At 69.3% G+C, this 24,355-nt stretch carries 22 protein-coding genes; 3 read left to right on the top strand and 19 right to left on the bottom strand.

What is annotated here, in order from left to right:
* Positions 1-64 precede the first annotated feature (64 nt).
* From HNQ70_RS05715 to HNQ70_RS05680, 8 genes are all read right to left on the bottom strand, one after another.
* Positions 65-1,057 (bottom strand): COX15/CtaA family protein, encoded by a 993-nt coding sequence (locus HNQ70_RS05715; protein ID WP_183965144.1) that lies wholly within the window; start codon positions 1,055-1,057, stop codon positions 65-67.
* Positions 1,054-2,478 carry a cbb3-type cytochrome c oxidase subunit I gene (locus tag HNQ70_RS05710; RefSeq protein WP_183965143.1) on the bottom strand — a complete coding sequence of 475 codons (1,425 nt, stop codon included), beginning with the start codon at positions 2,476-2,478 and terminating at the stop codon, positions 1,054-1,056. The genes HNQ70_RS05715 and HNQ70_RS05710 overlap by 4 nt, the downstream gene beginning before the upstream one ends.
* Positions 2,475-2,984 (bottom strand): hypothetical protein, encoded by a 510-nt coding sequence (locus tag HNQ70_RS05705; RefSeq protein ID WP_183965141.1) that lies wholly within the window; start codon positions 2,982-2,984, stop codon positions 2,475-2,477. Before HNQ70_RS05705 ends, HNQ70_RS05710 begins: the two co-directional genes overlap by 4 nt.
* The gene (locus HNQ70_RS05700) at positions 2,981-4,603 is read right to left on the bottom strand and encodes a cytochrome b N-terminal domain-containing protein (RefSeq protein ID WP_183965139.1); all 1,623 of its coding nucleotides are present in this window, start codon (positions 4,601-4,603) and stop codon (positions 2,981-2,983) included. Before HNQ70_RS05700 ends, HNQ70_RS05705 begins: the two co-directional genes overlap by 4 nt.
* 162 nt (positions 4,604-4,765) lie before the next feature.
* Positions 4,766-5,557 (bottom strand): SCO family protein, encoded by a 792-nt coding sequence (locus HNQ70_RS05695; protein WP_183965137.1) that lies wholly within the window; start codon positions 5,555-5,557, stop codon positions 4,766-4,768.
* 149 nt (positions 5,558-5,706) lie between these two features.
* Complete coding sequence (locus tag HNQ70_RS05690; RefSeq protein WP_246434733.1) at positions 5,707-7,413, bottom strand: cbb3-type cytochrome c oxidase subunit I; 1,707 nt, start codon at positions 7,411-7,413, stop codon at positions 5,707-5,709.
* A gap of 9 nt (positions 7,414-7,422) precedes the next feature.
* Positions 7,423-7,962: a cupredoxin domain-containing protein gene (locus HNQ70_RS05685; RefSeq protein ID WP_183965135.1), complete on the bottom strand. Its 540-nt coding sequence runs from the start codon at positions 7,960-7,962 to the stop codon at positions 7,423-7,425.
* Between the two features lie 19 nt (positions 7,963-7,981).
* Positions 7,982-8,167 (bottom strand): hypothetical protein, encoded by a 186-nt coding sequence (locus tag HNQ70_RS05680; RefSeq protein WP_183965134.1) that lies wholly within the window; start codon positions 8,165-8,167, stop codon positions 7,982-7,984.
* Between the two features lie 220 nt (positions 8,168-8,387).
* Between HNQ70_RS05680 and HNQ70_RS05675 the strand changes: the two genes are divergently transcribed.
* Both HNQ70_RS05675 and HNQ70_RS05670 read left to right on the top strand, forming a co-directional pair.
* A complete protein-coding gene (locus tag HNQ70_RS05675; RefSeq protein WP_183965131.1) occupies positions 8,388-9,437 on the top strand; it encodes a COX15/CtaA family protein in 1,050 nt (349 codons plus the stop codon).
* A 13-nt stretch (positions 9,438-9,450) separates the two neighbouring features.
* The gene (locus HNQ70_RS05670) at positions 9,451-11,346 is read left to right on the top strand and encodes an FAD-binding oxidoreductase (RefSeq protein WP_343060655.1); all 1,896 of its coding nucleotides are present in this window, start codon (positions 9,451-9,453) and stop codon (positions 11,344-11,346) included.
* 99 nt (positions 11,347-11,445) lie between these two features.
* Here the strand turns inward: HNQ70_RS05670 and HNQ70_RS05665 are convergent, their stop codons facing one another.
* From HNQ70_RS05665 to glgB, 3 genes are all read right to left on the bottom strand, one after another.
* Entirely contained in the window at positions 11,446-12,810 is a 1,365-nt protein-coding gene (locus HNQ70_RS05665; protein WP_183965130.1) for a hypothetical protein, read from the bottom strand.
* 76 nt (positions 12,811-12,886) lie between these two features.
* Positions 12,887-13,765, bottom strand: coding sequence for a universal stress protein (locus tag HNQ70_RS05660; protein WP_183965128.1), 879 nt, complete (start codon positions 13,763-13,765; stop codon positions 12,887-12,889).
* 116 nt (positions 13,766-13,881) lie between these two features.
* A complete protein-coding gene (gene glgB, locus HNQ70_RS05655; RefSeq protein WP_183965126.1) occupies positions 13,882-15,789 on the bottom strand; it encodes a 1,4-alpha-glucan branching protein GlgB in 1,908 nt (635 codons plus the stop codon).
* A gap of 208 nt (positions 15,790-15,997) precedes the next feature.
* Here glgB and HNQ70_RS05650 point away from each other — a divergent pair, with 208 nt between their 5' ends.
* A complete protein-coding gene (locus HNQ70_RS05650; protein ID WP_183965124.1) occupies positions 15,998-17,035 on the top strand; it encodes a c-type cytochrome in 1,038 nt (345 codons plus the stop codon).
* 70 nt (positions 17,036-17,105) lie between these two features.
* Here HNQ70_RS05650 and HNQ70_RS05645 read toward each other — a convergent pair whose 3' ends face one another.
* From HNQ70_RS05645 to soxY, 8 genes are all read right to left on the bottom strand, one after another.
* Positions 17,106-18,356, bottom strand: coding sequence for an ABC transporter substrate-binding protein (locus HNQ70_RS05645; protein WP_183965122.1), 1,251 nt, complete (start codon positions 18,354-18,356; stop codon positions 17,106-17,108).
* A gap of 100 nt (positions 18,357-18,456) precedes the next feature.
* Complete coding sequence (locus HNQ70_RS05640) at positions 18,457-19,527, bottom strand: MBL fold metallo-hydrolase (protein ID WP_183965119.1); 1,071 nt, start codon at positions 19,525-19,527, stop codon at positions 18,457-18,459.
* A complete protein-coding gene (locus tag HNQ70_RS05635) occupies positions 19,524-20,039 on the bottom strand; it encodes a GlcG/HbpS family heme-binding protein (protein WP_183965117.1) in 516 nt (171 codons plus the stop codon). The genes HNQ70_RS05640 and HNQ70_RS05635 overlap by 4 nt, the downstream gene beginning before the upstream one ends.
* A 41-nt stretch (positions 20,040-20,080) precedes the next feature.
* Positions 20,081-21,814, bottom strand: a complete 1,734-nt coding sequence (gene soxB, locus HNQ70_RS05630; RefSeq protein WP_183965115.1) for a thiosulfohydrolase SoxB — start codon at positions 21,812-21,814, stop codon at positions 20,081-20,083.
* A 30-nt stretch (positions 21,815-21,844) separates the two neighbouring features.
* On the bottom strand, positions 21,845-22,462 hold the full coding sequence (soxX, locus tag HNQ70_RS05625; RefSeq protein WP_221302648.1) for a sulfur oxidation c-type cytochrome SoxX: 618 nt from the start codon (positions 22,460-22,462) through the stop codon (positions 21,845-21,847).
* A gap of 15 nt (positions 22,463-22,477) precedes the next feature.
* Entirely contained in the window at positions 22,478-23,290 is an 813-nt protein-coding gene (gene soxA, locus HNQ70_RS05620) for a sulfur oxidation c-type cytochrome SoxA (RefSeq protein ID WP_183965512.1), read from the bottom strand.
* A gap of 143 nt (positions 23,291-23,433) precedes the next feature.
* A complete protein-coding gene (gene soxZ / locus HNQ70_RS05615; protein WP_183965113.1) occupies positions 23,434-23,745 on the bottom strand; it encodes a thiosulfate oxidation carrier complex protein SoxZ in 312 nt (103 codons plus the stop codon).
* 79 nt (positions 23,746-23,824) lie between these two features.
* Positions 23,825-24,298, bottom strand: a complete 474-nt coding sequence (gene soxY, locus HNQ70_RS05610; RefSeq protein WP_183965111.1) for a thiosulfate oxidation carrier protein SoxY — start codon at positions 24,296-24,298, stop codon at positions 23,825-23,827.
* Positions 24,299-24,355: the final 57 nt, after the last annotated feature.

Genomic DNA, 24,355 nt, shown 5'->3' with positions numbered 1-24,355 from the left:
GTGGCCCTCCCGGCCCTTGCATCGGTTCAGGCAGCGAGCCTATCGGCAGCGCCGACGGACTTCCTTAATGCGAATCAATCCCAACATGATTTGATGCCGGCCTGGCGGCCACCGCCAGCAGCACGAAGCAGGTCCCGGCGAGCACGTTGTGCAGCGTGCCGCCGCCCGGGCCGAGCAGCCCCGCCGCGGTGGCCAGCCCCAGGGGGGCAAGCAGCAGGATGCAGGCGAGCGCGCCGAGCGCCGGCCTGCGCCGCGCACTGGCCGCCCCGCCGGTCTGCGAGCCTGAGCGCGACGCTGTTCGCGGCCCTGGCCGCGACGCGGACCGCAGCGCCAGCAGCAGCACGAGCACCGCCACCACGATCGCGAGCAGGCGATGCGCGAGATGCAGCGCCTGCCCGTCCGCCGCGCTGGCGATCGCCTGCGCCACCCGCGGATCGAACACCGCGGCATCGACCGGCCCCTGCGGCAGGCACAGCGGACGCACGCAGACGCCCACCGCATCCCGGGCGCCGATGGTCACGCCGAGGGCGGACTGCAGGCCGGCCAGCGCCAGCGCGGTCCAGGCGAGATACATCCGCCCGCTCGTGGCGGCTTGCCCTGCACGGGTTCCGCCCGCAGCAATCCAGCCGAAGGCCGCGGCCAGCGCGAAGCCGCCGAGTACGTTGCCGATCGTGACCAGCGGGACATCGTGCGGCGTGTAGCGCCCCAGCCAGGAGAGAAACACCGTGTCGACGAGCGCGAAGGCGGCTGCGGCCCGGTCCGACGCGCCCAGGCGCGACCAGCCGAACAGCACGATGCCGAGCGCAAGCAGGCCGACCAGCACAGCGCTGATCCGGTGCAGCGCGCGCGCGACGAAGACCGCGTCCACCTCGCCCGGCCCGGTGGTCGACGGCGCCATCCGCAGCATGCCGCTGCCGCCGCGGGCCTCGGCCTGCTGTGCCAGGCACTGCGGCCAGGGACTGCACCCGAGCCCCGCCTGCGTGTTGCGGATGAAGGCGCTCGCGGCGCTGATGCAGAGCGTGAAGATGCAGGCGAGCAGCGCCAGCCGACGGATCATTCAGCCACCTCGCCGCGCGCGCGCATGCTGCGCAGCACGACCAGGATGAAGGCGATGCCGCCGAGGATCGCCACCAGCCCGCCGAAGCCCATCACCCCCATGCCGATCACTTCCTGGGTGCTGCGCAGCACCTGCCCGCTGCCGGCCACCTTGCGCTGCACGCCATAGCCGCCCGACCAGACCAGGCCGAGGATGTGCAGCAGCTGGCCGCCGCCGTAGAGCCAGGGCTGCCAGTCGGCCAGCCGGCCGCGCGGTGCCGCGAAGCCGAGCCGCGGCAGCAGCGCGTAGGCCAGCCCCATCAGCGCCAGCGTGACCCCGACGATCGAGCCATGGTAGTGGGCTGGCACACGCACGTCCGAGCCCTTGATCAGGAAACCGATGCCGCCGCCGATCGTGAACAGCACCAGCGAGGCGATCAGCGCGCCGCGCAGCGGCCGGGTCCGGTCGCTGGCGCGCGGGCCGCGCAGCAGCGCCACCGCCAGCGCCAGCACCATCGGCAGGATCGCCAGCCCGCCACCGAAGCGCATCAGCCAGGTCATCATCTTCTGGTGCTCGACCGACAGCACGCTCCAGTTCAGGTAGATCAGCGGCGCGACGAACACCGAGGCCAGGCCGATCCCGTAGACCAGCACCACGATCCGCGGGCTCAGCGGCAGCGGCGAGCCGGTCAGCGCCGCCAGCCAGGTCCAGGCGACCAGCATCAGCAGCGTCCAGGTGAACTGGATGACGTGCCCGGGCCCCCAGAAGAGGAGCTCGTAGTAGGCCTTGCCTTCCAGCTCGCGCGGCACCTCGGCCCAGGACCAGGCCATTGCCATCAGCGCGATCGCAGCGGACACCGCCGCCGCCCTCAGGCCGAAGCGCAACGCGTCGCTGCCGTCCAGCGCCAGCCCGATGCGCACCGGGGCAACGAAGCTGCGCAGCGTGAGCATCGCGAAGCCGGCGCCGAACACCACCAGTCCATAGAGGAAGACCGGGCTCTCGAGCACCGGCACGTAGTTGGACATCACCGGGCGCGCGCTGCCGATGAACGGCGCGGCAGCCATCAGCACGGTGCCGATCGCGGTCGCCCACAGCGCCAGCCAGCCCAGGCCCGGCGCGCGCCGGGCGCTGTCGAAGGACCAGAGCATGCCTGCCATCGAGACAAACCAGACCAGCACCGAAAGGTCGACGTGCACCACCAGGGCGACGTGGAAGAAGTCCACCCCGGGAATGAGGGCAGCCACGTGCGGCGTGCGGGCAAGCACCAGCAGCACCGAGAACAGGCCGGAGCCGATCAGCGCCGCGATGCCGAGCGCCAGCCAGCCGGCGGCCATCGCGCGCTGCTCGGCGGCGGGCGTCGCCAGATCGAAGCGATCGACCGCGCGCACCTCGCGCGCTCCGCGCAGGAAGCCGGCAGGCCCGGCAAGCCCTTCGGTCTTCATCGGATCACCACTCCCCCGCGGTCCGCGATGAAATCGATCAGCACCACCTCGCCGGGCTTGAGCTGCACGGTCTCGGCGCGCTCATGCGTGAAGCCCTCCACGCGGACATCGTCGTTGACCTGGACCACCAGGCGGTGCTCGCCGGCGACGATCGGCAACCGGCGGTAGCCGCTGGCCGCTCCGTCGCGGCGCAGCCCCGCGGGCGCGAACACTTCGTCATAAAGCGGCGCTCCGTCGAGCTGCACACGCACGCGCACCGGCGAGCGCTCGCGCGGGCAGTCCATCGCTGCGCGCAGCTGCGGCGGCATGCTGGCGAGTTCCTCGGCGCCGCGCGCCCGGCAGTCGGTCACGAACTGCCCCGGATGCTTGAAGGACAGGCGCAGCAGCGCCTGGTCCTCCTCCAGGTGCCGGTACGGGGGCGAAGAGGAGAACCAGCCAACGAAGCCCGCGAACAGCGCGTAGAGCACCGCCTGCCCCCCGTATCTCACCAATGTGCCAGCCGTCATGTCGATTCCCGTCGATTCCGTTGTGATGCCTCGGCTCCGGGCGCATCGGCGCCGGGTGCCGAGAGCTCCTGCCTGAAGGCCTGCAGCGCCCGCCGCAGGCCCGCGCGCTCCTCGCGCGCCGCCGCCACCGTGCGCAGCCGTGCCCGGTCGACCGACGCCCGCAGGTAGGGTTCGCGCTCGCCGCGCAGCCGCTCCGCCGTCCACTGCACCCCGAGCCTGAACTCGCAATCTTCGCCCGGGCAGGTCGCAACCATCACACCTGCAGCGCCATGACGCAAGGCGTACTCGACAAAGGACGGCGGCAGCATTCCCGCGCAGGGCAGCCCGAACGCGAGCACCCCGTCCGCGCGGCCGGCATCCTCATCCGGCCCCAGGCCCGCGCCGCGCTGGCAGCAGAAGAGCACCAGGGGCGAGGCGCCCTCGGCGGTCGACCGCGCCAGCGCGCTGCCAAGCGCGTCGCGCAAGTCCCCCACCTCGCGGTCCGGCAGGTCGATTCCGCTGACCAGCCGCTGCCGCGACCGGAACGGCGTCGACGACGGGCAGGCGCCCGCGCAGATCCCGCAGCTCGCGCACAGGTCGTCGGCCACCACTGCGATCTCGCCACGGCCGCTCGGATGCGGCGCCATCGTGATCGCCGAATATGGACAGTCGACGAAGCATCGGGTGCAGCCGTTGCAATGGTCCGGATCCACCTTGGCGGGCGGCGGCGGCGGCGTGCGGCGCCCCAGCCAGGGAACCGCGCCCAGCAGCACGGTGAGCGCCGCCGCTGCCGCCCACACCGCCTCGGGGGAGACAGCGTAGATCGCAGGCAGCGGCGCCAGGTAGAACCAGTCGATCGGCACGTTCGCCGGCACCCGCGACAGGTCCGCCGCCGGCAGCGACACCACCGGCGCGGCCAGCGACAAGGCCAGCAGCGCGGCGAAGGTCCAGCCGCCCACCGCCCGGCTGGTCACGGTGCGCGCACGCGCCAGCCGCTGGATGTGCACCCACATCGCCAGCAGCAGCACCAGTGGCACGCCGATATGCAGGAACACCAGCAGCGAGAAGAAGCGGTCCGACATCGCCGACTCGGCGATGAAGTTGCGCACCAGCGCGGGCCCGAAGCCGGGCAGCGCCCCGAACCACTCGGTGACCGCGACGCCGACGAACTGCGCGAGCTCGTCCCAGACCAGCCAGTAGCCGATCACGCCGGAGGCGGCGGCCAGCCAGAGCGTCGGCACGCCGGTGAGCCAGGTGTACCAGCGGAAGTGCCGGAAGCGTCCGTAGGCCAGCTCGCGCAGCACGTGCGCCGCGATCACCAGCGCGAAGGCATCCGACGCGTAGCGATGCAGGCTGCGCATCACGCCTCCCGCCCACCACTGGTCCACCGTGAGCCGCTCGACCGACGTCCAGGCGCCAGAAACGCTGGTGTCGTAGAAGATGTAGAGGTAGGCGCCGGTGAGCGAGACGAGCCAGAACAGCTGGAAGCCGAGCGCGCCGAGCTGGCGCAGCGGATTGTCCGCCTCGCCGCAGGCCGCGTCGAAGCCCCGCTCCACCCTGCGCACCAGACCCGCGAGCCGCCCGCTGCCGGGCAGGTCGGCCTCGGCAGGGTTGGTGGGAGCGAAGACGCGACTGTTCATCTGGATCGGCGGGAGCGCAGGAGCCAGACGGGCCTCCCATGTGCCGATCGTCCGCTGCACCGAGGGCAGCAGGCTTTGATCCGCGTCAAGTCAACGTGCCCGACGGACGGGCCTGGGCAGCGGCGGGCGCGCATCGGCCTGCCGGTTCGCACGCGCGCTGGATCATGCGCCGCGCGGCCGCCTGCGCAGCTCCCGGATCACCACCCAGGCGATCGCGCCCAGCGTGGTCAGTCCCGCGAAGATCTCGAAGAAGATCCCGTAGTTGACCCGGTAGCCGCCCGAGTTGGGGTCGTACACCGTGCAGTAGAGCTTCACCTTCTCCCAGACGTTCTCCACGGTGAACGACTCGGAGGCCTGGCCGGAGAGGAGTTCCTTGAGCGGCTGCACCAGCATCGGCAGGTCGAAGTTCTCGCCGTACACCTGCCGGTAGATCACGCCCTTCGGATCCACGACGCTGACCTGGGTGACGTGATCGAAGCCCTTGGGCGTGGCCTCGTAGACGAAGCCGAATCGCTGCGTCAGCGCCTCCACTTCGCCGGCGCGCGGGGTGAGGAAGAACCAGCGCGGATCGTCGATGCCGTTCTGCCGCGCGAAGGACGCCATCGCCACCGGATTGTCGAAGGGCTGGTTGAAGCCGATCGACACCACGCTGAAGCGGTCGTCGCCGAGCGCCTTGCGCGCCGTCTCCACCGCCTCCATCAGGAACTTGGTCGCCACCGGGCAGGCCTGGAAGCAGCCGGTGTACACGAAGCTGACCAGCAGCGGCCGGCCGCGGAAGTCGGCGAACGCGACCTCCCTGCCCTTGCTGTCGGTGAAGCGGAAGTCGCCGATCTCGCGCCCCATCGCCGCCTGGCTGACCGCGAGCACCGCGCGCCAGTCCTTCTCCGCTTCCTTCTCCTGCGCATGAGCGGCGGGCAGAAGGCCGGGCAGCGCCGCAAGGAAGACTGCGATCACCGCCAGCAGCGCTGCGAGACGGGATCGGAACCAACGCGCCGGCCTCGCCGCTTCGGTGTTGCGCCGGCGGGCCGGCGCCAGGGAACGTGCCGCGGGAAACGGGCCGGCCTGCGCCGCGCCAGCCCGTTCCCGCGTCCGCGGGATCCCAGTCAGCTGAGCCCCCACACCGTGGACAGGTACTTCCAGTTCACGAAGTAGTAGAGGATGAAGGCCACCAGGAAGACCAGCGCGAACACGAAGGTGCCCGGCGCAGCGAAGCCGCCACCGTGACCGCCGTGGCCGCTGAGCGCCGCCTGCATCGGCAGGCGCAGCGGGTCGACCTTGTGGGTGTAGGCGCCCGCATCGAGCTTCTTGCCGAACAGCAGCGTACCGACGGTGATGATGATGTACATCGCCCCACCGATCACCGCAATGACCCCGGCCACGCCGAAGATCGCGATCATCAGCAGCGCCGCGCCCGGGAACTCGTAGGGCAGCGCGGCGCCTGCGAAGGTGATGTCCCAGTGCCTGCGCGGAACGCCCAGCGTGCCCGCGCCCATCATCGCCAGCGTGAACACGCCCATCCCCAGGCCGAAGACGTACGGCTGCCACTTCGCCCAGCCCGGCAGGATCATCTCCCGGTTGAACAGCGTGGGCAGCAGGAAGTAGGTCATCGACATGAACGCGAGCGTGGTGCCGATCACCACCGTGGCGTGGAAGTGGCCGGGCACGTAGATCGTGTTGTGGATGATCATGTTCAGCTGCTCGGTGCCCATCATCACGCCGGAGATGCCGCCCAGGAATCCGAAGCCGATCAGCGAGATGAACATGCCCGAGAACACCGGGTTGCCCCATGGCGCCTTGCGCAACCACTCGAACAGACCCTTGGTGTAGCCCTTCTCGCGCTGCGCGACCTCGATCGCGCCAGGCACCGTCAGACCGTGGATCATCGACGCCAGCACCGCCAGGTACATCGCATAGCTGGTGTTGAAGATCTTCCACTCGGTGCCCACCGCCGGATCGGCGAGGATGTGGTGCGCGCTGGCCAGCTGCAGGAAGCAGATGTAGAGCAGGAAGGCCGTGCGGCTGATGCGCTCGGACATCGGCCTGGCGCCGAACACGATCGCGGCGATGGCGTACCAGACCGCCACGTGGGCGCTGACGTTGATCTGCTGCGACGAATGCCCGAAGGCCCACCAGATGACCCGGTACATCGCGGGATCGATGTGCGAGATGTAGCCGATCGACCAGAGCCAGGTCGGGATCAGGATGATCGCGCCCGAGGCGATCGTGAAGATCGCGATGATGCAGGCGGTCAGCGCGCCGAAGGTGACCAGCGGCACCGAGCCTTCGTAGGTCTTCTCCGCCTTGGCGACCACCAGTGTGCCCAGGAAGACGAAGCAGCCGATCAGCGCGCCCACGGCGAACAGGATCAGGCCGAGGTAGAAGGCCGGATGGGCCGGCATCGGCACGTACGAGGTCATCATCACCGTCGCGTTGCCGGTGAAGATGGCCACGTTGAAGGTGATGGTGCCGATCACCATCAGTGCGAACCCGAGCCAGGCGATCCGTGGCGTTGCCAATCGACAGCGCAGCAGGGTCGACGAGCAGAAATACAGGATCGCGATCTCGAAGAAGATGATCCAGACCACGAGCATGTCGAGCCCGTGCGCGGTCAGGAACAGATAGAAATTGTCGGCGTCGATCAGGTGGATCGCCTGCCAGCGCGTGAGCGTGATCAGAAGCGCGAGCACGCCCCCGACCAGCAGCGCGACGACTGCGGCGACGGCGTTGAGCTTGATCAGCGTCTCGGCCGACTTGTGGAACTGCAGCCCCGAGCGGGGGCAGACACGGAACATCGGTGCGGCGGTTGCCATGGTGCCCCCTTACTTCACGTACAGCTTCGAGACCATCTTGTGGTGCCCGATGCCGCAGAACTCGTTGCAGACGATCGCGTAGGTGCCCGAACGGTTGGGCTGGATCGTGATCACGTGCTGATACCCGGGAAGCACCTGGATGTTGATGTTCTCGGGCTGCAGGGAGAAGCCGTGCTGGTAGTCCATCGCCGTGAGGTGCAGGCGGTAGGTCTTGTCCTTCTCCAGCTCGAGGATGGGCCACCAGTCCCAGAGGCGCGCGATCAGGTAGACGTCGCTGCCGGCGGGCGGCGCGACCACCGGGATCTTGAGCTCGGTCTCGGTGCGCACTGTGTACTTGTCCACCATCTCCTGCGAGGCCCTGGCGAACAGCTCGGGCCTGACCTTGTAGGTTTCTGGAGAGAGGTTCTGCTTACCGTACACATGCCAGTACGGCATCATGAAGAACATGATCATGCACCAGACGAAGGCGATCACGATCCAGATGATCTCGACCTTGTCGACGGGTTCCTTCCACCATATCCGCCGCGGCGGAGGCAGGATTGCGCTCATGGCATTCTCCTCGGCGCGGTCACTTGGACAGCGGACTGACGGGAACCGTCGCGATCTCCATCACCCCCCAGAGGATGTAGAGGATCGTGGGCATGGCCACACCGATGAACAGCAGCAGGAACGGGTTATCCAGCACCTGCTGCATCACCGGAATCCGCTCTTCTTCGGTTCCCGCGGCGCGGTCTTCGTTCGATGGTTCGGCCATGATCGTTCTCCCTCCAGTTTGTTTTTTAACTCGTGGCAGCGATGTTCCTGATTTCGCCCCCCAAGCCGCCTTGATCGCAGTCAAAGGTTCTACATGCACCCCCGAGTAACCTCGCGGCATTTCCGGCCCGATGGAACGACGCTTGAATGCATCCTCACACGCACCCAGCCCTGACGTCATGACGCAAAGCAACATTTTCGATCGATCATTTGCGCCAACCATGAATGCGGGCAGCCGCTCGCCTCGCGCGGTGGCGTCCTGGCTGCTCGCCTGCTGCGCGCTGGTGCTGGCGATGATCGTGGTGGGCGGCGTCACCAGGCTCACCCATTCGGGGCTGTCCATCGTCGAGTGGGCGCCCATCGTCGGCACGCTGCCGCCGCTGAACGACGCGCAGTGGCTGGAAACTTTCGAGAAGTACCGCCAGACGCCCGAAGGCCGCCTGGTCAACCACGCGATGTCGCTGCAGGACTTCAAGGGAATCTTCTGGTGGGAGTACTTCCACCGGCTGCTCGGCCGGCTGATCGGCATCGTCTTCCTGCTGCCGCTGCTCTGGTTCGCAGCTACCGGCCGCGTCGGCGCGCGGCTGGGCCTGAAGCTCGCGGGCATTTTCGTGCTTGGCGGACTGCAGGGCGCGATGGGCTGGTACATGGTCAAGTCCGGCCTGGTCGACGATCCGCGGGTGTCGCAGTTCCGGCTCACCGCCCACCTGTCGCTCGCGTTCCTCATCCTCGGGGCGATGCTGTGGGTGGCGCTCGATCTGCTGCACCCGCGCCGGCTGCAGGGCGGCGGTGCTGCATTGCGGGGCGCCCGCCGGCTGTCCTTCTGGGTGACCGGCGCGGTGGTGTGGATGGTGCTGACCGGCGGGCTGGTCGCGGGCATCCGGGCCGGCAAGGCCTACAACACCTTCCCGCTGATGAACGGGCACTGGGTTCCGCCCGAGATCCTGATGCTGGAGCCGTGGTGGCGCAATTTCTTCTGGAACATGGCCACGGTGCAGTTCGATCATCGCCTTGGCGCCTGGCTGCTCGCCGTCCTGGCGCCGCTGCTGTGGCTGCGCGTGCGCCGCGCCGGGGCGGGCGACCGGGCGACGCGCACCGCGCACCTGCTGCTGGCTCTGGTGGCGCTGCAGGTTACCCTTGGCATCGCGACGCTGCTGGCCGCAGTGCCGGTCGGCCTGGGCGCGACGCACCAGGGCGTGGCGGCGCTGGTGTTCATGGCGGCACTGGCCGTCAACCATTCGCTGCGAACCGCCGAAGGGCGGCACGCATGACAGGGAGCCGCATGTGCTGAAGCAGATCCAGAAACTCGGCCAGTGGGTGTTCCTGCGCTTCGAGGCCGTCGGCAACCGGGTGTTCGGCGATCGCCTGAACCCGATGTACTACCTCGGCACGATCAGCTACTGGATGTTCTGGATCGTGGTGGCGAGCGGGCTGTACCTGTACGCGTTCTACGAGACGGGCCTGCAAACGACCTACTCGTCGATGGAGCGGATCACGAGCGGCCAGTGGTTCGCCGGCGGCATCCTGCGAAGCGTGCACCGCTACGCGTCCGACGCGATGGTGCTGACGATGCTGCTGCACATGCTGCGCCACTTCGTGTTCGACCGCTACCGCAGCTTCCGGGCCTTCTCCTGGGTGTCGGGAGTCGTGGTGCTGTGGCTGGTCTACGCCTCGGGCATCAACGGCTTCATGCTGCCCTGGGATCAGCTCGCGCAGTTCGTCGTGGTCGCCACCACCGAGTGGATGGACGCGCTGCCCGTCTTCAACGGCATCCTCACGCGCAACTTCATCTCGCCGGAGGCGGTGAGCGACCGGCTCTTCTCGCTGCTGTCCTTCCTGCACATCGGCATTCCGCTGGTAATGCTGCTCGCGCTGTGGATCCACACGCAGCGGGTGCCGCGCGCGGCGCTGGTGCCGCCCCGGCGGCTGGCGATCGGCCTGGTGCTGATGCTGGTGGCGCTCGCGCTGGTCAAGCCGGTGGTCAGCGGCCCGCCCGCCAACCTCGCCACCACGCCGCAGACGGTGTCCTTCGACTGGTTCTACCTCACCGTCTACCCGCTGATCTACGCCTGGGATCCGATCAAGCTGTGGCTCGCGGTGGGCGGGGCCACGCTGCTGCTGGTCGCCCTGCCCTGGCTGCCGCCCAAGCGCGCGGGCAAGGGCGCGCCGATGCAGATGACGGTCCATCCTGGCCGCATCAGCGCGCCGGTGCGCGACGGCGAAACCCTGCTCGACGCCGGACTGCGCGCCGGCATCGCCCTTCCCTACGAGTGCCGCTCGGGCGGCTGCGGCGTGTGCAAGGCCACCATGATCGGCGGCGAGGTCGAGATGACCGGCTACCAGGCCAGCGCGCTCAGCGAGCAGGAGCGGCTGGCAGGCCGGATCCTGCTGTGCTGCGCCTGCGCGAAATCCGACGTCGAGTTCGAGTACGAAGAGGATGCGGCCAGGCGGGGCACCGAGATCCGCGAGTACGCGGCGCGCATCGAGCGCCTGGACCCGATCGGGCATGACGTCATGCTGCTGGCGCTGCGCCTGCCCGAGGGCGAACGGATCGCGTTCGAAGCCGGGCAGTACATCAACGTCATCCTCGACGGCGGTGAACGCCGCAGCTACTCGTTCACCGGCCCGTCGGGCAGCACCGGCACGATCGAACTGCACGTTCGGCTGGTGCCCGGCGGACGCTTCACCACCGCGCTGTTCGAGACGATGAAGGTCGGCGACAGCGTGCGCTTCGAGGGCCCGGTCGGCAGCTTCACGCTGCACGAGCCCAGCGACAAGCCGCTGATCTTCGTGGCGGGCGCCACCGGCTTCGCACCGGTCAAGAGCCTGCTGGAACAGGCCTTCATCCTCGGCATCGAGCGCCCGCTGATCCTGTACTGGGGCGTGCGCAGCCGGCGCGACCTCTACATGGCGGAGCTGCCCGAGCGCTGGGCGCAGGAGCACCCGAACTTCCGCTTCGTGCCGGTGCTCTCCGAGCCCTCACCCGAAGACCGATGGAAGGGCCGCATCGGCCTGGTCCACGAAGCCATCCTCGCCGACCATCCCGATCTGTCCGGATACGCGGTCTATGCGTGCGGCTCGGTGCGGATGGTGGAGGCGGCGCGCCCGGCCTTCGTCGCCCAGGGGCTGTCCGAGGACGCCTGCTTCTCCGACGCCTTCGTTCCTGCGGGCGGACGCTGAGGGCGGCGCACCGACCACTGGAAACAAAACGGGCGAGCCCAGATCCGAAGACCGGAAGCTCGCCCCAAAAAAACACCAGGAGGACGGTGTAGTCGAATGCTATCGGCACCCAGCACCGCGATCCTTGTCTGCGATCAAGGAATCCGCGTTCTGCCGGCCCGCCCGCCGCCATACCGATGCCTGGAAGAGCAGCAGTGCTGCAGCGCCCGCGGCGCCGGAGATCCCCGCGGCGCGCACCGCATGCTCCTCTCCTAGCGACAGCCCCGCCAGCAGAAGCGCAAGCGCAGCGAGATGCAGCCCCGCCACGGCCCAGGCCAGCGATGGCCGCACCACCGCCGGCAAGGCCGGCATCCGGCCGCCCCGGAGCTTCGCGTGAACCGCGCTAAGGAAGGGCAGGATGCGCAACAGCACCGCCAGTTCGAACGACAGCAGCCAGCCAGGCACCATCAGCGCGACGAACACCAGGCCGAGCCTCGCCGGCGTCGCCCCTACCACGCCCACCGTGCCCACCGTGCCCACCGTGCCCACCGCGCCCGCCCCCGCGGCCAGCGCAGCACCGACCACAAGGCTGGCGAGCATGCAGATCCAGCCGGCGCGCATCAGCATCCTCGACCAGGGCCCCTCGCGATTGCGGCGGCGCGCCAGCGTGCGCTGCAGCTGCCAGGCATGCACTGCGGCCGCCGCGGCTGCGCTGGCCGCCGGCATCGCGAGCCAGCCGCGCGGAACGTCCGCGAGCGCAAGGACGACCCCGACGAGCAGCGACGCCGCCAGCACTGCGAGCACGCGCCGCTGCAGGTCCTCGCCCGGCCCCTTCGCCACCGCGAACATCGGCAGCAGCAGGTAGGAGAAGCCGGTGGCGAGCAGGCCCATGAAGCCGTAGCCCGCCAGCATCAGGTGGGCGAGCGCCACCCCGCCCGGATCGGCAAGCCAGCCCAGCCGGTAGTGCAGCACCAGCGCAGGCCCCGAGACGATGGTTGCCGCCAGGCAGGCCAGCGCGAGCCATGCATGCCAGGTCAGCGCGCGCTGCCGCTTCGCCCCCACGAGCAGCGTGACCAGCAGGACGGCGTGAAGCGCCAGCGCGACTGCCACCGGCAGCGCGCCCGCGATCGCCAGCGCCGGGTCGCGCAGCGCCATGCCGGCGCACAGCAGCGCGACCCCGGGCACGAGCAGCCACCATACCGCCGCCGCAAGCCGGGGCGGACGCACCGACTGCACCAGCGCGACCGGCAGCAGCTGCAGGCTCGCGCCGATCGCAGTCATCGCCAGGCTGCCCAGCGTGAAGAGGTGCAGCACCGCAACGCCCGGCCCGAGCCCGCCGGCCCCGCCTTCCGGAAGCCCGTCGGCGAGCGCCAGCAGCAGCCAGGCGGCAAGCTGGAAGGCCGACGCCGCGGCGAAGAACCGGAAAGGGATCGAGGCCGGGAGCAGCCGCGTGCGGCCCGCGTTGTCGGTGGGGAAGGCGAACATGCTGGCGCTTGCTCCAGGCTCGTTGCGCAGGGCCGGCGGGCCCGGGCGCGCCGGCCGGGCCGGTCGCCGGCGAGCCTCAGGCCACCACGAGCACGTCGACCTTCAACTGCTGCAGCAGATTCTGCACGACGCTGCCCAGCACCTGCTCCTGCCAGCGCGGCCCGGAGTGCTTGCCGAGCACCACCACGTCCGGCTGCAGCTCGGCCACCGCCTTCTGGATGGCCGGCAGCGGATGCCCGTGCGCGATGAAGCGCGCCAGCCTGCGCCGGCTGCCGTCGAGCGCGCGCGAGCGCTGGTCCTCCAGCGCTGCGGCCGCCGCCTCGCCCTCGGCGGCGATGTAGCGGCGCCGCGCGTCGGCGGTGGCGCCGGTCAGTTCCAGCGTGGTCTCGAACTCGCCGCGCCAGGCATGCAGCAGCGTGGCCGCGGCCTTGGGGAACACGTCCAGCGCGGTGCGCACCACGTGCAGCGAGCGCTCGGACAGGTCGGTGGCGACCAGCACCTTCCGGTAGGCGACGTCCACCGGCTGGCGCACCATCAGCACCGGCGTCAGCGACTGCCACATCACCTTCAGCGCGGTGCTGCCCACTGCCTGGGCGCGCAGGCCGCTCTCGCCACGGCTGCCGACCACGACCAGCCCGGCCTCGCGCGCATTGGCGAAGGCGGCGATCTCCTCGGCCGGTCGCCCAGGCAGCACATGACACACCGGCTTGACGCGGAAGCGGCGCGCCGGCCCTGCGACCTCGGCGGCGAGTCGTTCACGCTCGTCTTCGAACGATGGCTCGTTGCCGCTGCCGAAGTACTGGCTCAGCACGCCGCCGCCCTGCGGCCAGCGACCGCGCGACGGCGCATGCAGAACGTGCAGTTCAGCGCCGCTGCCGCGCGCAAGCTGGGCGGCGCGCTCCAGCGCGTAATGCGCCCAGGCCGAGTAGTCGGTCGCTGCGACGATCGTGTCCATCGTTTCCCCTGCCTTCAGAAGCGGGCCGGCCCGATGCCGCAACCCTCCTGCTTCGATTGTAGGCGCTGGGGCCGCGGCAGGCGCCCACGAACAGCCGATTGCCCGGCTTCATTGAACTAGCGCCGTTCGCGCAGCATCAGCACCGACAGCGGCGGCAGCGTGAGGTCGATCGAGAAGGGTCTGCCGTGCGACGGCAGGGCCTGGGCGTCGACGCCGCCGAAATTGCCCCAGCCCGACCCCCCGTACATCGGCGCGTCGCTGTTGAGGATCTCCTCCCAGCGGCCCGCGTTCGGCACGCCCAGCCGGTATCCGGTGCGCGGCACGGGAGTGAAATTGCAGACCGCCAGCAGCCGCGGCGCGCGCGCGCGCGAAGGCTTGCGCAGGAAGGCGATCACGCTCGCGTCGGCATCGGCGCAGTCGATCCACTCGAAGCCCTCGGCCGCGAAGTCCAGCTCGTGCAGCGCGGGCTCCTCGCGCAGGATCCGGTTCAGGTCGGAGACCCAGCGCAGCAGGCCTGCGTGCCCCGGGTCGGCCAGCGCCGCCCAGTCGAGCTCGCCGTCATGCGCCCACTCTGCGCGCTGGCCGAACTCGCAACCCATGAACATCAGCTTCTTGCCGGGATGCGCCCACATGTAGCCGTACAGCGCGCGCAGGTTGGCGAGCTGGCGCCAGGCGTCGCCCGGCATCTTGTTCACCAGCGAGCCCTTGCCGTGCACCACTTCGTCGTGCGAGAGCGGCAGCACGAAGTTCTCGTTGAACGCGTACCAGAGCGAGAAGGTGAGCCGGCCCTGGTGGTAGCGGCGGAACACCGGATCCTCGTGCATGTAGGCGAGCGAGTCGTGCATCCAGCCCATGTTCCACTTCAGCCCGAAGCCGAGCCCGCCCAGGTGGACCGGGCGCGACACCATGGGCCAGGCGGTCGACTCCTCGGCGATGGTCATCGCATCCGGATGCTCCCGGTAGACCAGCGCGTTCAGCAGCCGCAGGAAGGCGACCGCCTCGAGGTTCTCGTGCCCGCCGTGCACGTTCGGAACCCATTCGCCCGGCTTGCGCGCGTAGTCGAGATAGAGCATGGAGGCGACCGCATCCACCCGCAGCCCATCGATGTGGTAACGGTCCAGCCAGGACATCGCCGACGACAGCAGGAAGGCCGCGACCTCGTGCCGGCCGTAGTTGAAGATCGACGAACTCCACTCGGGATGGAAGCCCTGGCGCGGGTCCGCATGCTCGTAGAGGTGAGTGCCGTCGAACTGCGCCAGCCCGTGGCCGTCGGTCGGGAAATGCGAGGGCACCCAGTCGAGGATCACGCCGATGCCGTTGCGGTGGAGGTAATCGACCAGGTACATGAACTCCTCGGGCGGACCATAGCGCGCGGTGGGCGCGAAATAGCCGGTGGTCTGGTAGCCCCAGGAGCCGTAGAACGGGTGCTCGGTGACCGGCAGCAATTCCACGTGAGTGAAGCCCGCCTCGAGCACGTAGGGAACCAGCGCGTGGGCGATCTCCCGGTAGCCGAGGAAGCCCCCGTCCTCGCGCCGGCGCCAGGAGCCCAGGTGCAGCTCGTAGATCGACTGTGCCGCGTCCAGGCGGTTGCGCTCGCCGCGCGACGCCATCCACTCCTGGTCGCCCCAGGCGTAGTCGAGGCTGTGCACCACCGACGCGGTGCGCGGCGGCTCCTCGCAGCGGACCGCGAAGGGGTCCGCCTTGTCCGGCACCGGGGTGCCGGAGCGGGCGGCGATCCGGTACTTGTAGGTGTGTCCCGGCTGCGCCGCCGCCACCCATCCCTGCCAGATCCCGGAACCGTCGGCGCGCGGTTCGAGGCGGTCAGCGTCGCCGTTCCAGTCGTTCCAGTCGCCGACCACGGAGACTGCGCGCGCATTGGGCGCCCAGACCGCGAAGCGCGCGCCGCCGCGCACGGTGTCCAGGTGGCAGCCCAGCCGCTCGTGCAGGCGCGCGTGCGTGCCCTCGCGGAACAGGTAGACGTCGTGATCGGTGAGCGGGCCGGGCGCGGCAGGGTCGGGAAGCATCGATCGAAGCCCATCGGGATGTGCAGGCCGGAGGATGCACCATCGAGCCCGCGACGTCGAACCCGGCGCCCCGGCGCCACCTCCCGGAGGCATCGAATTGCGGGAAGTCATTGGGGCGGCCACTCCTGCGGCCGATACTGCAGGAAACAAGCCGGATTCGATCGTCGCCCCCGGTGTGCGACGACATCCGGAATCCAGGAGCGGAAGAATGATGGTGAAGAAGAAGATTCTCTTGACGATGGCCGGGGCCGTGATCTCAATCGCGGCGCAGGCGGCGGATGCGCCGGCCGGCAAGGTCGATCTGGTCGGGCGGGGCGCCCCGCAGGTGGACACCCTGCCGGATGATCACTACGGCAGGCTGGTCCGCTACGGCCAGGAGCTGAGCACCCGCACCTTCGCCTACATCGGGCCCGAGGTGAAACAGAAGTCGATGCGCTACGCCGGCAACAACCTCGCCTGCACTTCATGCCACCAGGATGGCGCGACCAAGCCCTATGGAATGCCCTGGGTGGGGGTCGCGGCGACCTTCCCCCAGTATCGCGGGCGCGAGGACGCGGTGAGCACGGTCGAGGACCGGGTCAACGGCTGCATGGAGCGCAGCATGAACGGTCGCGCGCTGCCGCCGGACTCGCGGGAAATGCGAGCCTACGTCGCGTACATGAGCTTCCTGTCCCGTGGCATTCCGGTCGGGGCGCAGGTGTCCGGCATGGGCATTCCGGCATCGAAGATGCCGAACCGGCGCGCCGACCTTGCCGCCGGCGGCAAGGTCTACGAGGAGAAATGCGCGGCCTGCCACGGCGCCAACGGAGCGGGGCTGCGCAAGGGCAAGGCCGGCGACGCGCAGGGCTACGTGTTCCCGCCGCTCTGGGGTCCGGACACCTTCAACAACGGCGCCGGAATGAATCGCCTGATCATGGCGACCCGCTTCGTCAAGCACAACATGCCGCAGGGCACGAACCACGCCAGCCCTGCGCTCAGCGACGACGAAGCCTACGACGTGTCTGCCTACATGCTGAGCAAGCCGCGGCCCATCAAGACAGGCCTCGAGAAGGACTTCCCGGCCCGCTGGAACAAGCCGATCGACGCAGCGTTCCCGCCGTACGTTCACGGCGCGACTGCCGACCAGCATCGCTACGGTCCGTTCCCGCCGCTGGCCGAGGAGGCCCGCAAGCGCGCCGCGATGCAGAAGTCCGTCGACGAGGCGCGCCGGCTGCTCGACGAGCGGCGCCAGCAGCAGCAGGAATGACAAGGCGGCCCGCGAGGGCCGCCTGCGTGGTCACCTGCTTGCGCGGCGACGCAATGCCGCCGCGCTGCCCCTACTTCTTGAGCAGCGGGCAGACGCTCTTCGACACGGGCATGAACGCCTGTTCGGCCGGGATCGTCGCCTTCAGCTTGTAGTAGTCCCAGGGGTACTTGGACTCGGCGGGCTGCTTCACCTCGAACAGGTACATGTCGCGCATCATCCGGCCGTCTTCGCGGATGCGGCCGTTCTTCACGAACACGTCGTTGATCGGATTGGACTTCATCCACTTCATCACGGCCTCGGTGTCATCGGTGCCGGTGGCCTTGACCGCGTTCAGGTAGTGCAGCGTGGACGAGTACGAGCCCACCTGCAGCATGTTCGGCATCTTCTTCATCTTCTCGAAGAAGCGCTTCGAGAACTTGCGGGTCTCGTCGTTCATGTCCCAGTAGAAGCCCTCGGTGAGCTGCATTCCCTTGGTGACTTCCAGGCCGAGCGCGTGCACGTCGTTGACGAACACCAGCAGGCCGGCGAGCTTCTGGTTCTTGGTGATGCCGAACTCGTTGGCCGACTTGATCGCATTGATCGTGTCGCCGCCCGCGGTGGCAAGGCCGATCACCTTGGCCTTCGACGCCTGCGCCTGCAGCATGTACGAGGAGAAATCCTGCGTGTTCAGCGGGAAGCGAACGGAGCCCAGCACCTTGCCGCCATCGGCCTTGATGATGTCGGAGGCGTCCTTCTCGAGCGAGTGCCCGAAGGCGTAGTCGACGGTCAGGAAGAACCAGCTGTCGCCGCCGGTCTTGACGACGCCGCGGCCGGTGACGGCGGCGAGCGCATAGGTGTCCCAGGTGTAGTGGACGCTGACCGGGGTGCAGTTCTCGTTGGTCAGGCGGCTGGTGCCCGGGCCGCTCATGATGATGACCTTGTTCTTCTGCCGGGCCACCTCGACCGCCGACAGCGCGGTCGCCGATGCGGCGACGTCGCCGATCATGTCGACCTTCATCGTGTCGAACCACTCGCGCGCCTTGGCGGCGGACAGGTCGGGCTTGTTCTGGTGGTCGGCAACGAGCACCTCGATCGGCATGCCCAGCACCTTGCCGCCGAAGTCCTCGATCGCCATCTTCACCGCGGTGACCGTGCCGTTGCCCGCGACGTCCTCGTAGAGGCTGCTCATGTCGAGCAGCAGTCCCATCTTCACCACGCCGTCCGAGATCTTCGGTGCGGGTTGCGCGAGCGCCTGCTGGGCCGGGAAGGCGGTGGCCAGGGCAAGCGCCACGGCAGCGCTGGTGCGCCGGAGCAGGCCGGGGCGGGAGGTGGGTCGATGCATCTTGGAATCTCCTTGAAGGGTTCCGGATGCTAGCGACAGCGGGACGGCCGCGCGATCAGTACTGACCCTGTAGGGGATACCCCGAGGCGGGCCCGGCCCTCTATTTGCCTGCGAGCGCCTCCTGCTCCATCCGCAGGTAGGTGTTGTACGCATTGCGCCGGTTGGCGGCCTCGAACGCCGGCAGGTCCCGGAACTGCGACCAGTCGGTGGCCGCGTAGGCTTCGTCGAAGGACTGCATCCGCTCGACCGCCTGCCCCATCGCGTCGCGAACGAAGGCGAGGTAATCGCGGGTCAGCGCGAGGTCGCGCGCCGCGTCGCGCGAGGCCGGGCCGTGGCCGCCGACGATCGCTTTCGGGTTCATGCGCGCGAGCCTGCGCACCGACTCCAGCCAGGAACGGCTGTCCGCATCGCCCACGAAGGGAACCCGCCCCGCGAACATGAGGTCGCCGGCGAACAGCACGCCCTCCTCCTCGACCAGCAGCATCAGGTCCTCCACGGTGTGCGCCGGGCCCACCGTGAGCACCCGGAAGCCGAGCCCGCCGAGCCGGAAGGCGGTGTCGCCGTCCAGGTAGAGGTCTGGCGGCACGATGCGCGTCTGCGCATCCACCCAGGGCGCCAGCGACTGCCGGCGCTCTTCGAGCCGGGCCGCCGGCGCGTCGCTGGCGAGGTAGTCCCGGACCTTGCGGTGCGCCCAGATTTCGGCGCCGGCGTCCTTGAAGACCTGCAGGCCGTAGAAATGATCCGCGTGGTAATGGCTGACGATGACGTAGCGGACGGGCAGCGGAGTGATCCTGCGGATCTGCGCGAGCAGCTCAGCGCCGAGCGCAGGCGTGCCCAGCGCGTCGAATACCACCACGCCCTCGTCGGTGACCACGAAGCCGGCGTTGGAGTTGAAGCCCTCGTTCTCGCGCGACACCGGGCCGGCGTCGCCCTGCACGAACCACGCGCGCGGGCTCAGCTGGCGCGGCTCGACGCGCACCGACAGCGGCGCGTGGCGCGCCTGGCCTGACTGCACAGCGGCGCCGGGCGACGGGGACGGGCCCTGCCGGGCCTGGTCCTGCGCGGCGGCAGCCGGCCAGCCGCCCCCCGGCGCACCGGACGACGCGCAGCCCGCCAGCCCGAGCACCGCTGCGGCGATCGCTACGCGCGGCAGGCGCAGCTGGAGCCTCACAGCTCGATGTCCGCCTGGATGGCGCGGATGCCCGCCCGGGCGCAGTCGTCGTCGGCGTCGCCGCCAGGCGCGCCGGACACGGCGATCGCGCCGACCGTCGCGCCCCCGGCCTCGATCGGCAGACCGCCGCCGAGCGCCGCCACGCGCGGAATCTGACGGATCGCGCTCATCGGCCGGCCGGCCTGCGTCTCGGCGGCGAGATCGGTGGTGCTCATCCGGAAGGAGGCCGCGGTCCAGGCCTTGTTGACCGCGGTGTCGAAGGTGTGCGCGCCGCCGAAGCGGTCGCGCAGGAACACCTGCGGCAGCCCCGCGCGATCGACGACCGCCACCCCCACCGAGTAGCCGCGCGCGCGGCAATGGAGCAGCGCCGCCTGCGCGGCCTTGTGCGCGATCTCCGGCGTCAGCTGGCGCACGGTCACCAGCGCCTCCGCTGCCGTCACCGGCAGCGCAAGCGCGGCCGTGGCGAGCGCCGCCGTGGCAAGCGCAATCCGTCCCATCCAGATCTTCGTCATCCTCATCCTCCTCAGCTCGTCGATGCGCCCGCGCGGATGCGTCAGGCGGCGATTCCCGGGTTGCCCTGCATCCCCACCAGCCGCGGCTGGTTCAGCCTGCGCACCGGCACCGTCTTCTTCGCCTTCAGCCAGGTTTCGACCACGTCCCAGATCGGCTCGCCCTTGGCGCCCTCGGCCACCGGCGCCCAGCCGGCCACCCGGTAGGTCTTGCGCGGGTCGATCGGCGTGCCGCCCAGGCGCATGTCGAAGATCCGCTTGCCCATCGGCGCGTTCGGATCGCAGGCATAGGTGAGCCCGCCCACGCGCACCATGTCGCCGCCCTGCTGGTAGTAGGGATCGGGATTGAACAGGTTGTCGCAGACGTCCTCGAGCACCGTCCGGATGAACTCGCCGGTCATGTCCGAGACGGTCGTGTACGGATAGGTGATCGCGGTCTGGTCCATCACATGCTCGCGCGTGATGGCCTGCCCGGGCAGCACGCTGGTGCCCCAGCGGAAGCCGGGCGAGAAGGCGATCTGCGCGTCCTTCACCTCCATCAGCGCGTCCAGGATCAGCTGGTCGAAGCTGCCGTTGAAGTTGCCGCGCCGGTACAGCAGCCCTTCGGTGACCGCCAGCGGCTCCTCGAGCTTCGCCCTGAATGGCGCGCGCACGCGATCGACGTAGGCCTGCATCTCCGGATCCGCGGGCAGGATGTTGGAGAACACCGGCAGCAGCCGATAACGGAAGTCGGCCAGCCGGCCGCCGCGCACGTCGAGGTCGAGCACGCCGAGGAACTTGCCGTTCGAACCGGCGTTGGTGACCAGGGTGCGGCCGCCCCGGTTGCTCACCGCCACCGGCTGCGGCACGCCGTCATGGGTATGCCCGCCGAGGATCGCGTCGATTCCGCTCACGCGGCTGGCCATCTTCAGGTCGACGTCCATGCCGTTGTGCGAGAGCACGACGACCAGCTGCGCGCCCTTGGCCCGCACCTCGTCGACCACCTTCTGCATCCGCTCGTCCTGGATGCCGAAGGACCAGTCGGCCACCATGTAGCGCGGATTGGCGATCGGCGTGTAGGGGAAGGCCTGACCGATGATCGCCACCTTGACGCCGTTGACCGTGCGCATCGCGTGCGACGCGAACACGGGGTCTTCGAAGTCGGTGGTGCGCACGTTCTGGGCGAGGAACTCCACGCTGCCCTTGAAGTCCTTCGCCAGCACCTCCTGGACCCGCTTCTGCCCGTAAGTGAACTCCCAGTGCCCGGTCATCACGTCGACGCCGAGCAGCTTGCAGGCGTCGACCATGTCCTGCCCGTCGGTCCACAACGCGGTGGCCGAGCCCTGCCAGGTGTCGCCGCCATCGAGCAGCAGCGCGCCCGGGCGGCTGGCCTTCATCCGCTTGACCAGCGTGGCCAGGTGAGCGAATCCGCCCACCTTGCCGTAGGTGCGCGCGGCCCGCTCGAAGTCCAGGAAGGTGAACGCGTGGGCCTGCGCGCTGCCTGGCCGCACCCCGTAGGCCTTGAGCAGGTGCTCGCCGACCAGGTGCGGCGCCTTGCCCAGCGCCGAGCCGACGCCGAGGTTCACCCTGGGCTCGCGGAAGTGGATCGGCAGCAGCTGCGCGTGACAGTCGGTGAAGTGCAGCAGGCTGACGTTGCCGAAGCTCGGCAGCTCGTACATCGCGTCGCCGGCTGCGCCGGCACCGGCCCCTTCGGTGGGTCCGACGCCGGCGCAGCCGGCGAGCGACATGCCGGCCGCCGAAGCGGTGGCGAGCACCTGCAGGAACTCTCTACGGTCCATTGATTCAGGCTCCTGGCCGGCGCGTGCCGGTCACTGGTTGATCGGCGAGGCCGGGTCCAGCAGCAGCGCCATGACGTCGCGCAGCTGCTGCGTGGTCAGGATGCCGGCATCGCCGAAGCGCGGCATCTGAGAGCACGCGGCATAGGCATCCGCGCTCCAGAGTTTGCCCCAGGTGTATTCGAGCACCGCCTTCGAGTTGCCGCGCAGCTTGCCGTAGTTGTAGAGCGAGGGCCCGATGTTCCCGTAGGCCATCTCTTGCTTGCTCAGCTGGTGGCAGGCGTAGCAGTTGCCGCCGTTGACGGTCTTCTCGTTGTCCGAGAACTGCAGGCCCCGCCCCGACTGGGCGATCTTCTCGCCGCTGCGCCAGTCGCCCAGGTAGTTGCCGTCGGCGGGCGGCTTCACCGCCGCCAGCGCTGCCCGCTCGAGCTGCTCGCGCAACGCGTCGGGCATGCCGCCCTGCGCGTGCGCCGAGCAGGCCTTCTGCAGCTCGGTCTGGTCGAGGCGGTCGAGCTTGGCAATGCCCTTGTCACGGAACGAGGACTTGAGCGTCTGCACCACTTCGGCATCGGAAGGGCCGGCGGCCAGGTAGGCGCAGCCGCCCAGGGCGAGCGCCGCTGCGGCGCCGCCGATCATCAGCATCTTGTTCATCGGAATCTCCGTCGGCTAGCGCTTGATCGCGGGCGAGTCCATCTTCCCGCCGTTGGCGTTGACCCCGAGGAAAGTGATCAGGTCGATCGACGCCTGCGAGGTGTACTTCAGCTCAGGGAAGCGCTGCTGCCGGAAGCAGTCGTTGAGCCGCCACTGCATCGTGCGCAGTGCTCCCTGCGAGACGCGATACGCCGGCCAGGTGGCGAAGGCGCGCTGGGCGGGCTCCTTCTTCGTGAGGTTGGGCAGCTCCTGCAGGCGGATGCGCTGGCCGTCGATCGCATGGCAGCTGGCGCAGGAGAAGTCGTACGGTCCGCCGCGGAAGAAGAACATCTTCTCGCCGCGCTGGAACGAAGCCACCTCCTTGGCGTGCCGCTGCGGGATCGCGATCGTCACTCCGCGCGACTCCTCGACCACGTAGGCGGTGAGCGATTCGAGATCGGTGGCCGACTGCCCCGCGCCCGAGAAGGGCTTGGCGATCACCTTGTCGCGCTCGAAGCCCTGCAGCGTCACCATGCAATGCACCAGCCGCGATTCGAAGTCCATCACTTCGCCAGTGTCGGCGAACCAGCGCGGCAGCTGCGCATACGCGCCCTTGACCACGCCCGGCCCGATGCCCAGGTCACAGGCCTCGAGGCTCGCGTTCTTCGGACCGCGCTTCATCTTCCAGAGATCCTCGCCCTTGGCGACCATCAGCTCCGCGGGGTTGCCGTCCTGCAGCATCTCGCGGTAGCGCTCGATCTCCTTGAGCGTCTGGTTCTCCTGTGCGCCGCCCGCCAGCGGCGCCAGCAGCGCCGCCGCGAGCGCGCCAGTGCCGAGCACGCGCGTCATTCCACCCATCGATCCAGTCATCGGATTGCTCTCCTCCAGGGTTCCGGCGGTCCTCGCGGACCGTCCTTCCTTCCGTCCCGGCCTGCGATGGGCCGGGAGGTGCTCACGACAGCGGGCGCCCCGGACGGGGCCCCGGGAAAAGCTCAGCTGACCGTCGCCTCGTCGGTGCGCTTGTCGCCCTTGTTGTCGACCCAGCTGACGGCGATCTTGTCGCCGGCCTTGGCGCCCTTGACCTTGAATTGCAGGTAGGGGTTCTTCGAGACTGCCGGCCCCCAGTGCGCCACCAGTACCGGCTTGCCGTTGAGCGAGGCGGTCACCTCGCTGATGTGCCAGGCCGGGATGAGCGCACCGCTCGCATCCTTGCGCTGGCCGGTTTCCATCTCGTGCGCCATCAGCACGCGCACGTCCGCCACGCCTTCCTTGGCAGTGGCACGGATTCGCATCGGATCAGCCATGTTCTCTTCTCTCCAGTTTCGGTTCGTCCGCTCCGCCGGCGCGCCAGTGGGCGCCTCGCGGAACCATGCAGGCCCGGCCTCAGCCGCCGCAGCCGCCCAGGGTGACCTTGATCTCTTTCTTCGCCATGTAGTACTTGCCGTCGGCACGAACGATGGCGATCACGTCGGAGCTCTGCCCCATCTTGATGCGCATGTTCACGTCGGGCTCCGCGCCCTCGAGCAGCGTGTAGGCGCCGGCCAGCGCGTTGGGGTTCTTGTCGACCAGCAGCGCCATGAAGTCGGTCTTCGGGATCGAACTGCGGATGCCGACCGGCACCACCGCGCCGTTCTCGGCGATGTCGGGCGAGTTGATCACGACATCCTTGGACTCGGCGGGCGCGCCGGCGCCGAGCGCCTTGATCGCATCGGCCATCGTCTTGGCCTGGAAGACCGCGGCGTCGAAGGCCTTGCCCTGCGCCAGGACGGAAGCGGGCGCAAGCCCGATGGCGACCAGCGCGCCGTACAGGCCGAGGCCGCCGGCGGTCTGGAGGGTCTGTCGACGGGACAGCTTCATGTGCACTCCTTGTTGAACAACGTGAACGGTATGGACATAGATGCGCATTGGAACATC

Origin of the sequence: Quisquiliibacterium transsilvanicum (assembly GCF_014202215.1) — a bacterium.
GTDB classification, from domain to species: domain Bacteria; phylum Pseudomonadota; class Gammaproteobacteria; order Burkholderiales; family Burkholderiaceae_E; genus Quisquiliibacterium; species Quisquiliibacterium transsilvanicum.
Note: the sequence above shows the minus strand (reverse complement) of the source record. Positions and strands in the feature narration are given on the sequence as shown.

Bases quoted from the DNA above. Each gene is read 5' to 3' on its own strand.
- HNQ70_RS05645 (WP_183965122.1), bottom strand. From the start codon at position 18,356: ATGCATCGACCCACCTCCCGCCCCGGCCTGCTCCGGCGCACCAGCGCT.
- HNQ70_RS05650 (WP_183965124.1), top strand. From the start codon at position 15,998: ATGATGGTGAAGAAGAAGATTCTCTTGACGATGGCCGGGGCCGTGATC.
- soxX (WP_221302648.1), bottom strand. From the start codon at position 22,462: ATGAACAAGATGCTGATGATCGGCGGCGCCGCAGCGGCGCTCGCCCTG.
- HNQ70_RS05680 (WP_183965134.1), bottom strand. From the start codon at position 8,167: ATGGCCGAACCATCGAACGAAGACCGCGCCGCGGGAACCGAAGAAGAG.
- soxB (WP_183965115.1), bottom strand. From the start codon at position 21,814: ATGGACCGTAGAGAGTTCCTGCAGGTGCTCGCCACCGCTTCGGCGGCC.
- HNQ70_RS05690 (WP_246434733.1), bottom strand. From the start codon at position 7,413: ATGGCAACCGCCGCACCGATGTTCCGTGTCTGCCCCCGCTCGGGGCTG.
- soxA (WP_183965512.1), bottom strand. From the start codon at position 23,290: ATGACGCGCGTGCTCGGCACTGGCGCGCTCGCGGCGGCGCTGCTGGCG.
- HNQ70_RS05705 (WP_183965141.1), bottom strand. From the start codon at position 2,984: ATGACGGCTGGCACATTGGTGAGATACGGGGGGCAGGCGGTGCTCTAC.
- glgB (WP_183965126.1), bottom strand. From the start codon at position 15,789: ATGCTTCCCGACCCTGCCGCGCCCGGCCCGCTCACCGATCACGACGTC.
- HNQ70_RS05660 (WP_183965128.1), bottom strand. From the start codon at position 13,765: ATGGACACGATCGTCGCAGCGACCGACTACTCGGCCTGGGCGCATTAC.
- soxY (WP_183965111.1), bottom strand. From the start codon at position 24,298: ATGAAGCTGTCCCGTCGACAGACCCTCCAGACCGCCGGCGGCCTCGGC.
- HNQ70_RS05635 (WP_183965117.1), bottom strand. From the start codon at position 20,039: ATGACGAAGATCTGGATGGGACGGATTGCGCTTGCCACGGCGGCGCTC.
- HNQ70_RS05710 (WP_183965143.1), bottom strand. From the start codon at position 2,478: ATGAAGACCGAAGGGCTTGCCGGGCCTGCCGGCTTCCTGCGCGGAGCG.
- HNQ70_RS05675 (WP_183965131.1), top strand. From the start codon at position 8,388: ATGAATGCGGGCAGCCGCTCGCCTCGCGCGGTGGCGTCCTGGCTGCTC.
- HNQ70_RS05685 (WP_183965135.1), bottom strand. From the start codon at position 7,962: ATGAGCGCAATCCTGCCTCCGCCGCGGCGGATATGGTGGAAGGAACCC.
- HNQ70_RS05715 (WP_183965144.1), bottom strand. From the start codon at position 1,057: ATGATCCGTCGGCTGGCGCTGCTCGCCTGCATCTTCACGCTCTGCATC.
- HNQ70_RS05665 (WP_183965130.1), bottom strand. From the start codon at position 12,810: ATGTTCGCCTTCCCCACCGACAACGCGGGCCGCACGCGGCTGCTCCCG.
- HNQ70_RS05700 (WP_183965139.1), bottom strand. From the start codon at position 4,603: ATGAACAGTCGCGTCTTCGCTCCCACCAACCCTGCCGAGGCCGACCTG.
- soxZ (WP_183965113.1), bottom strand. From the start codon at position 23,745: ATGGCTGATCCGATGCGAATCCGTGCCACTGCCAAGGAAGGCGTGGCG.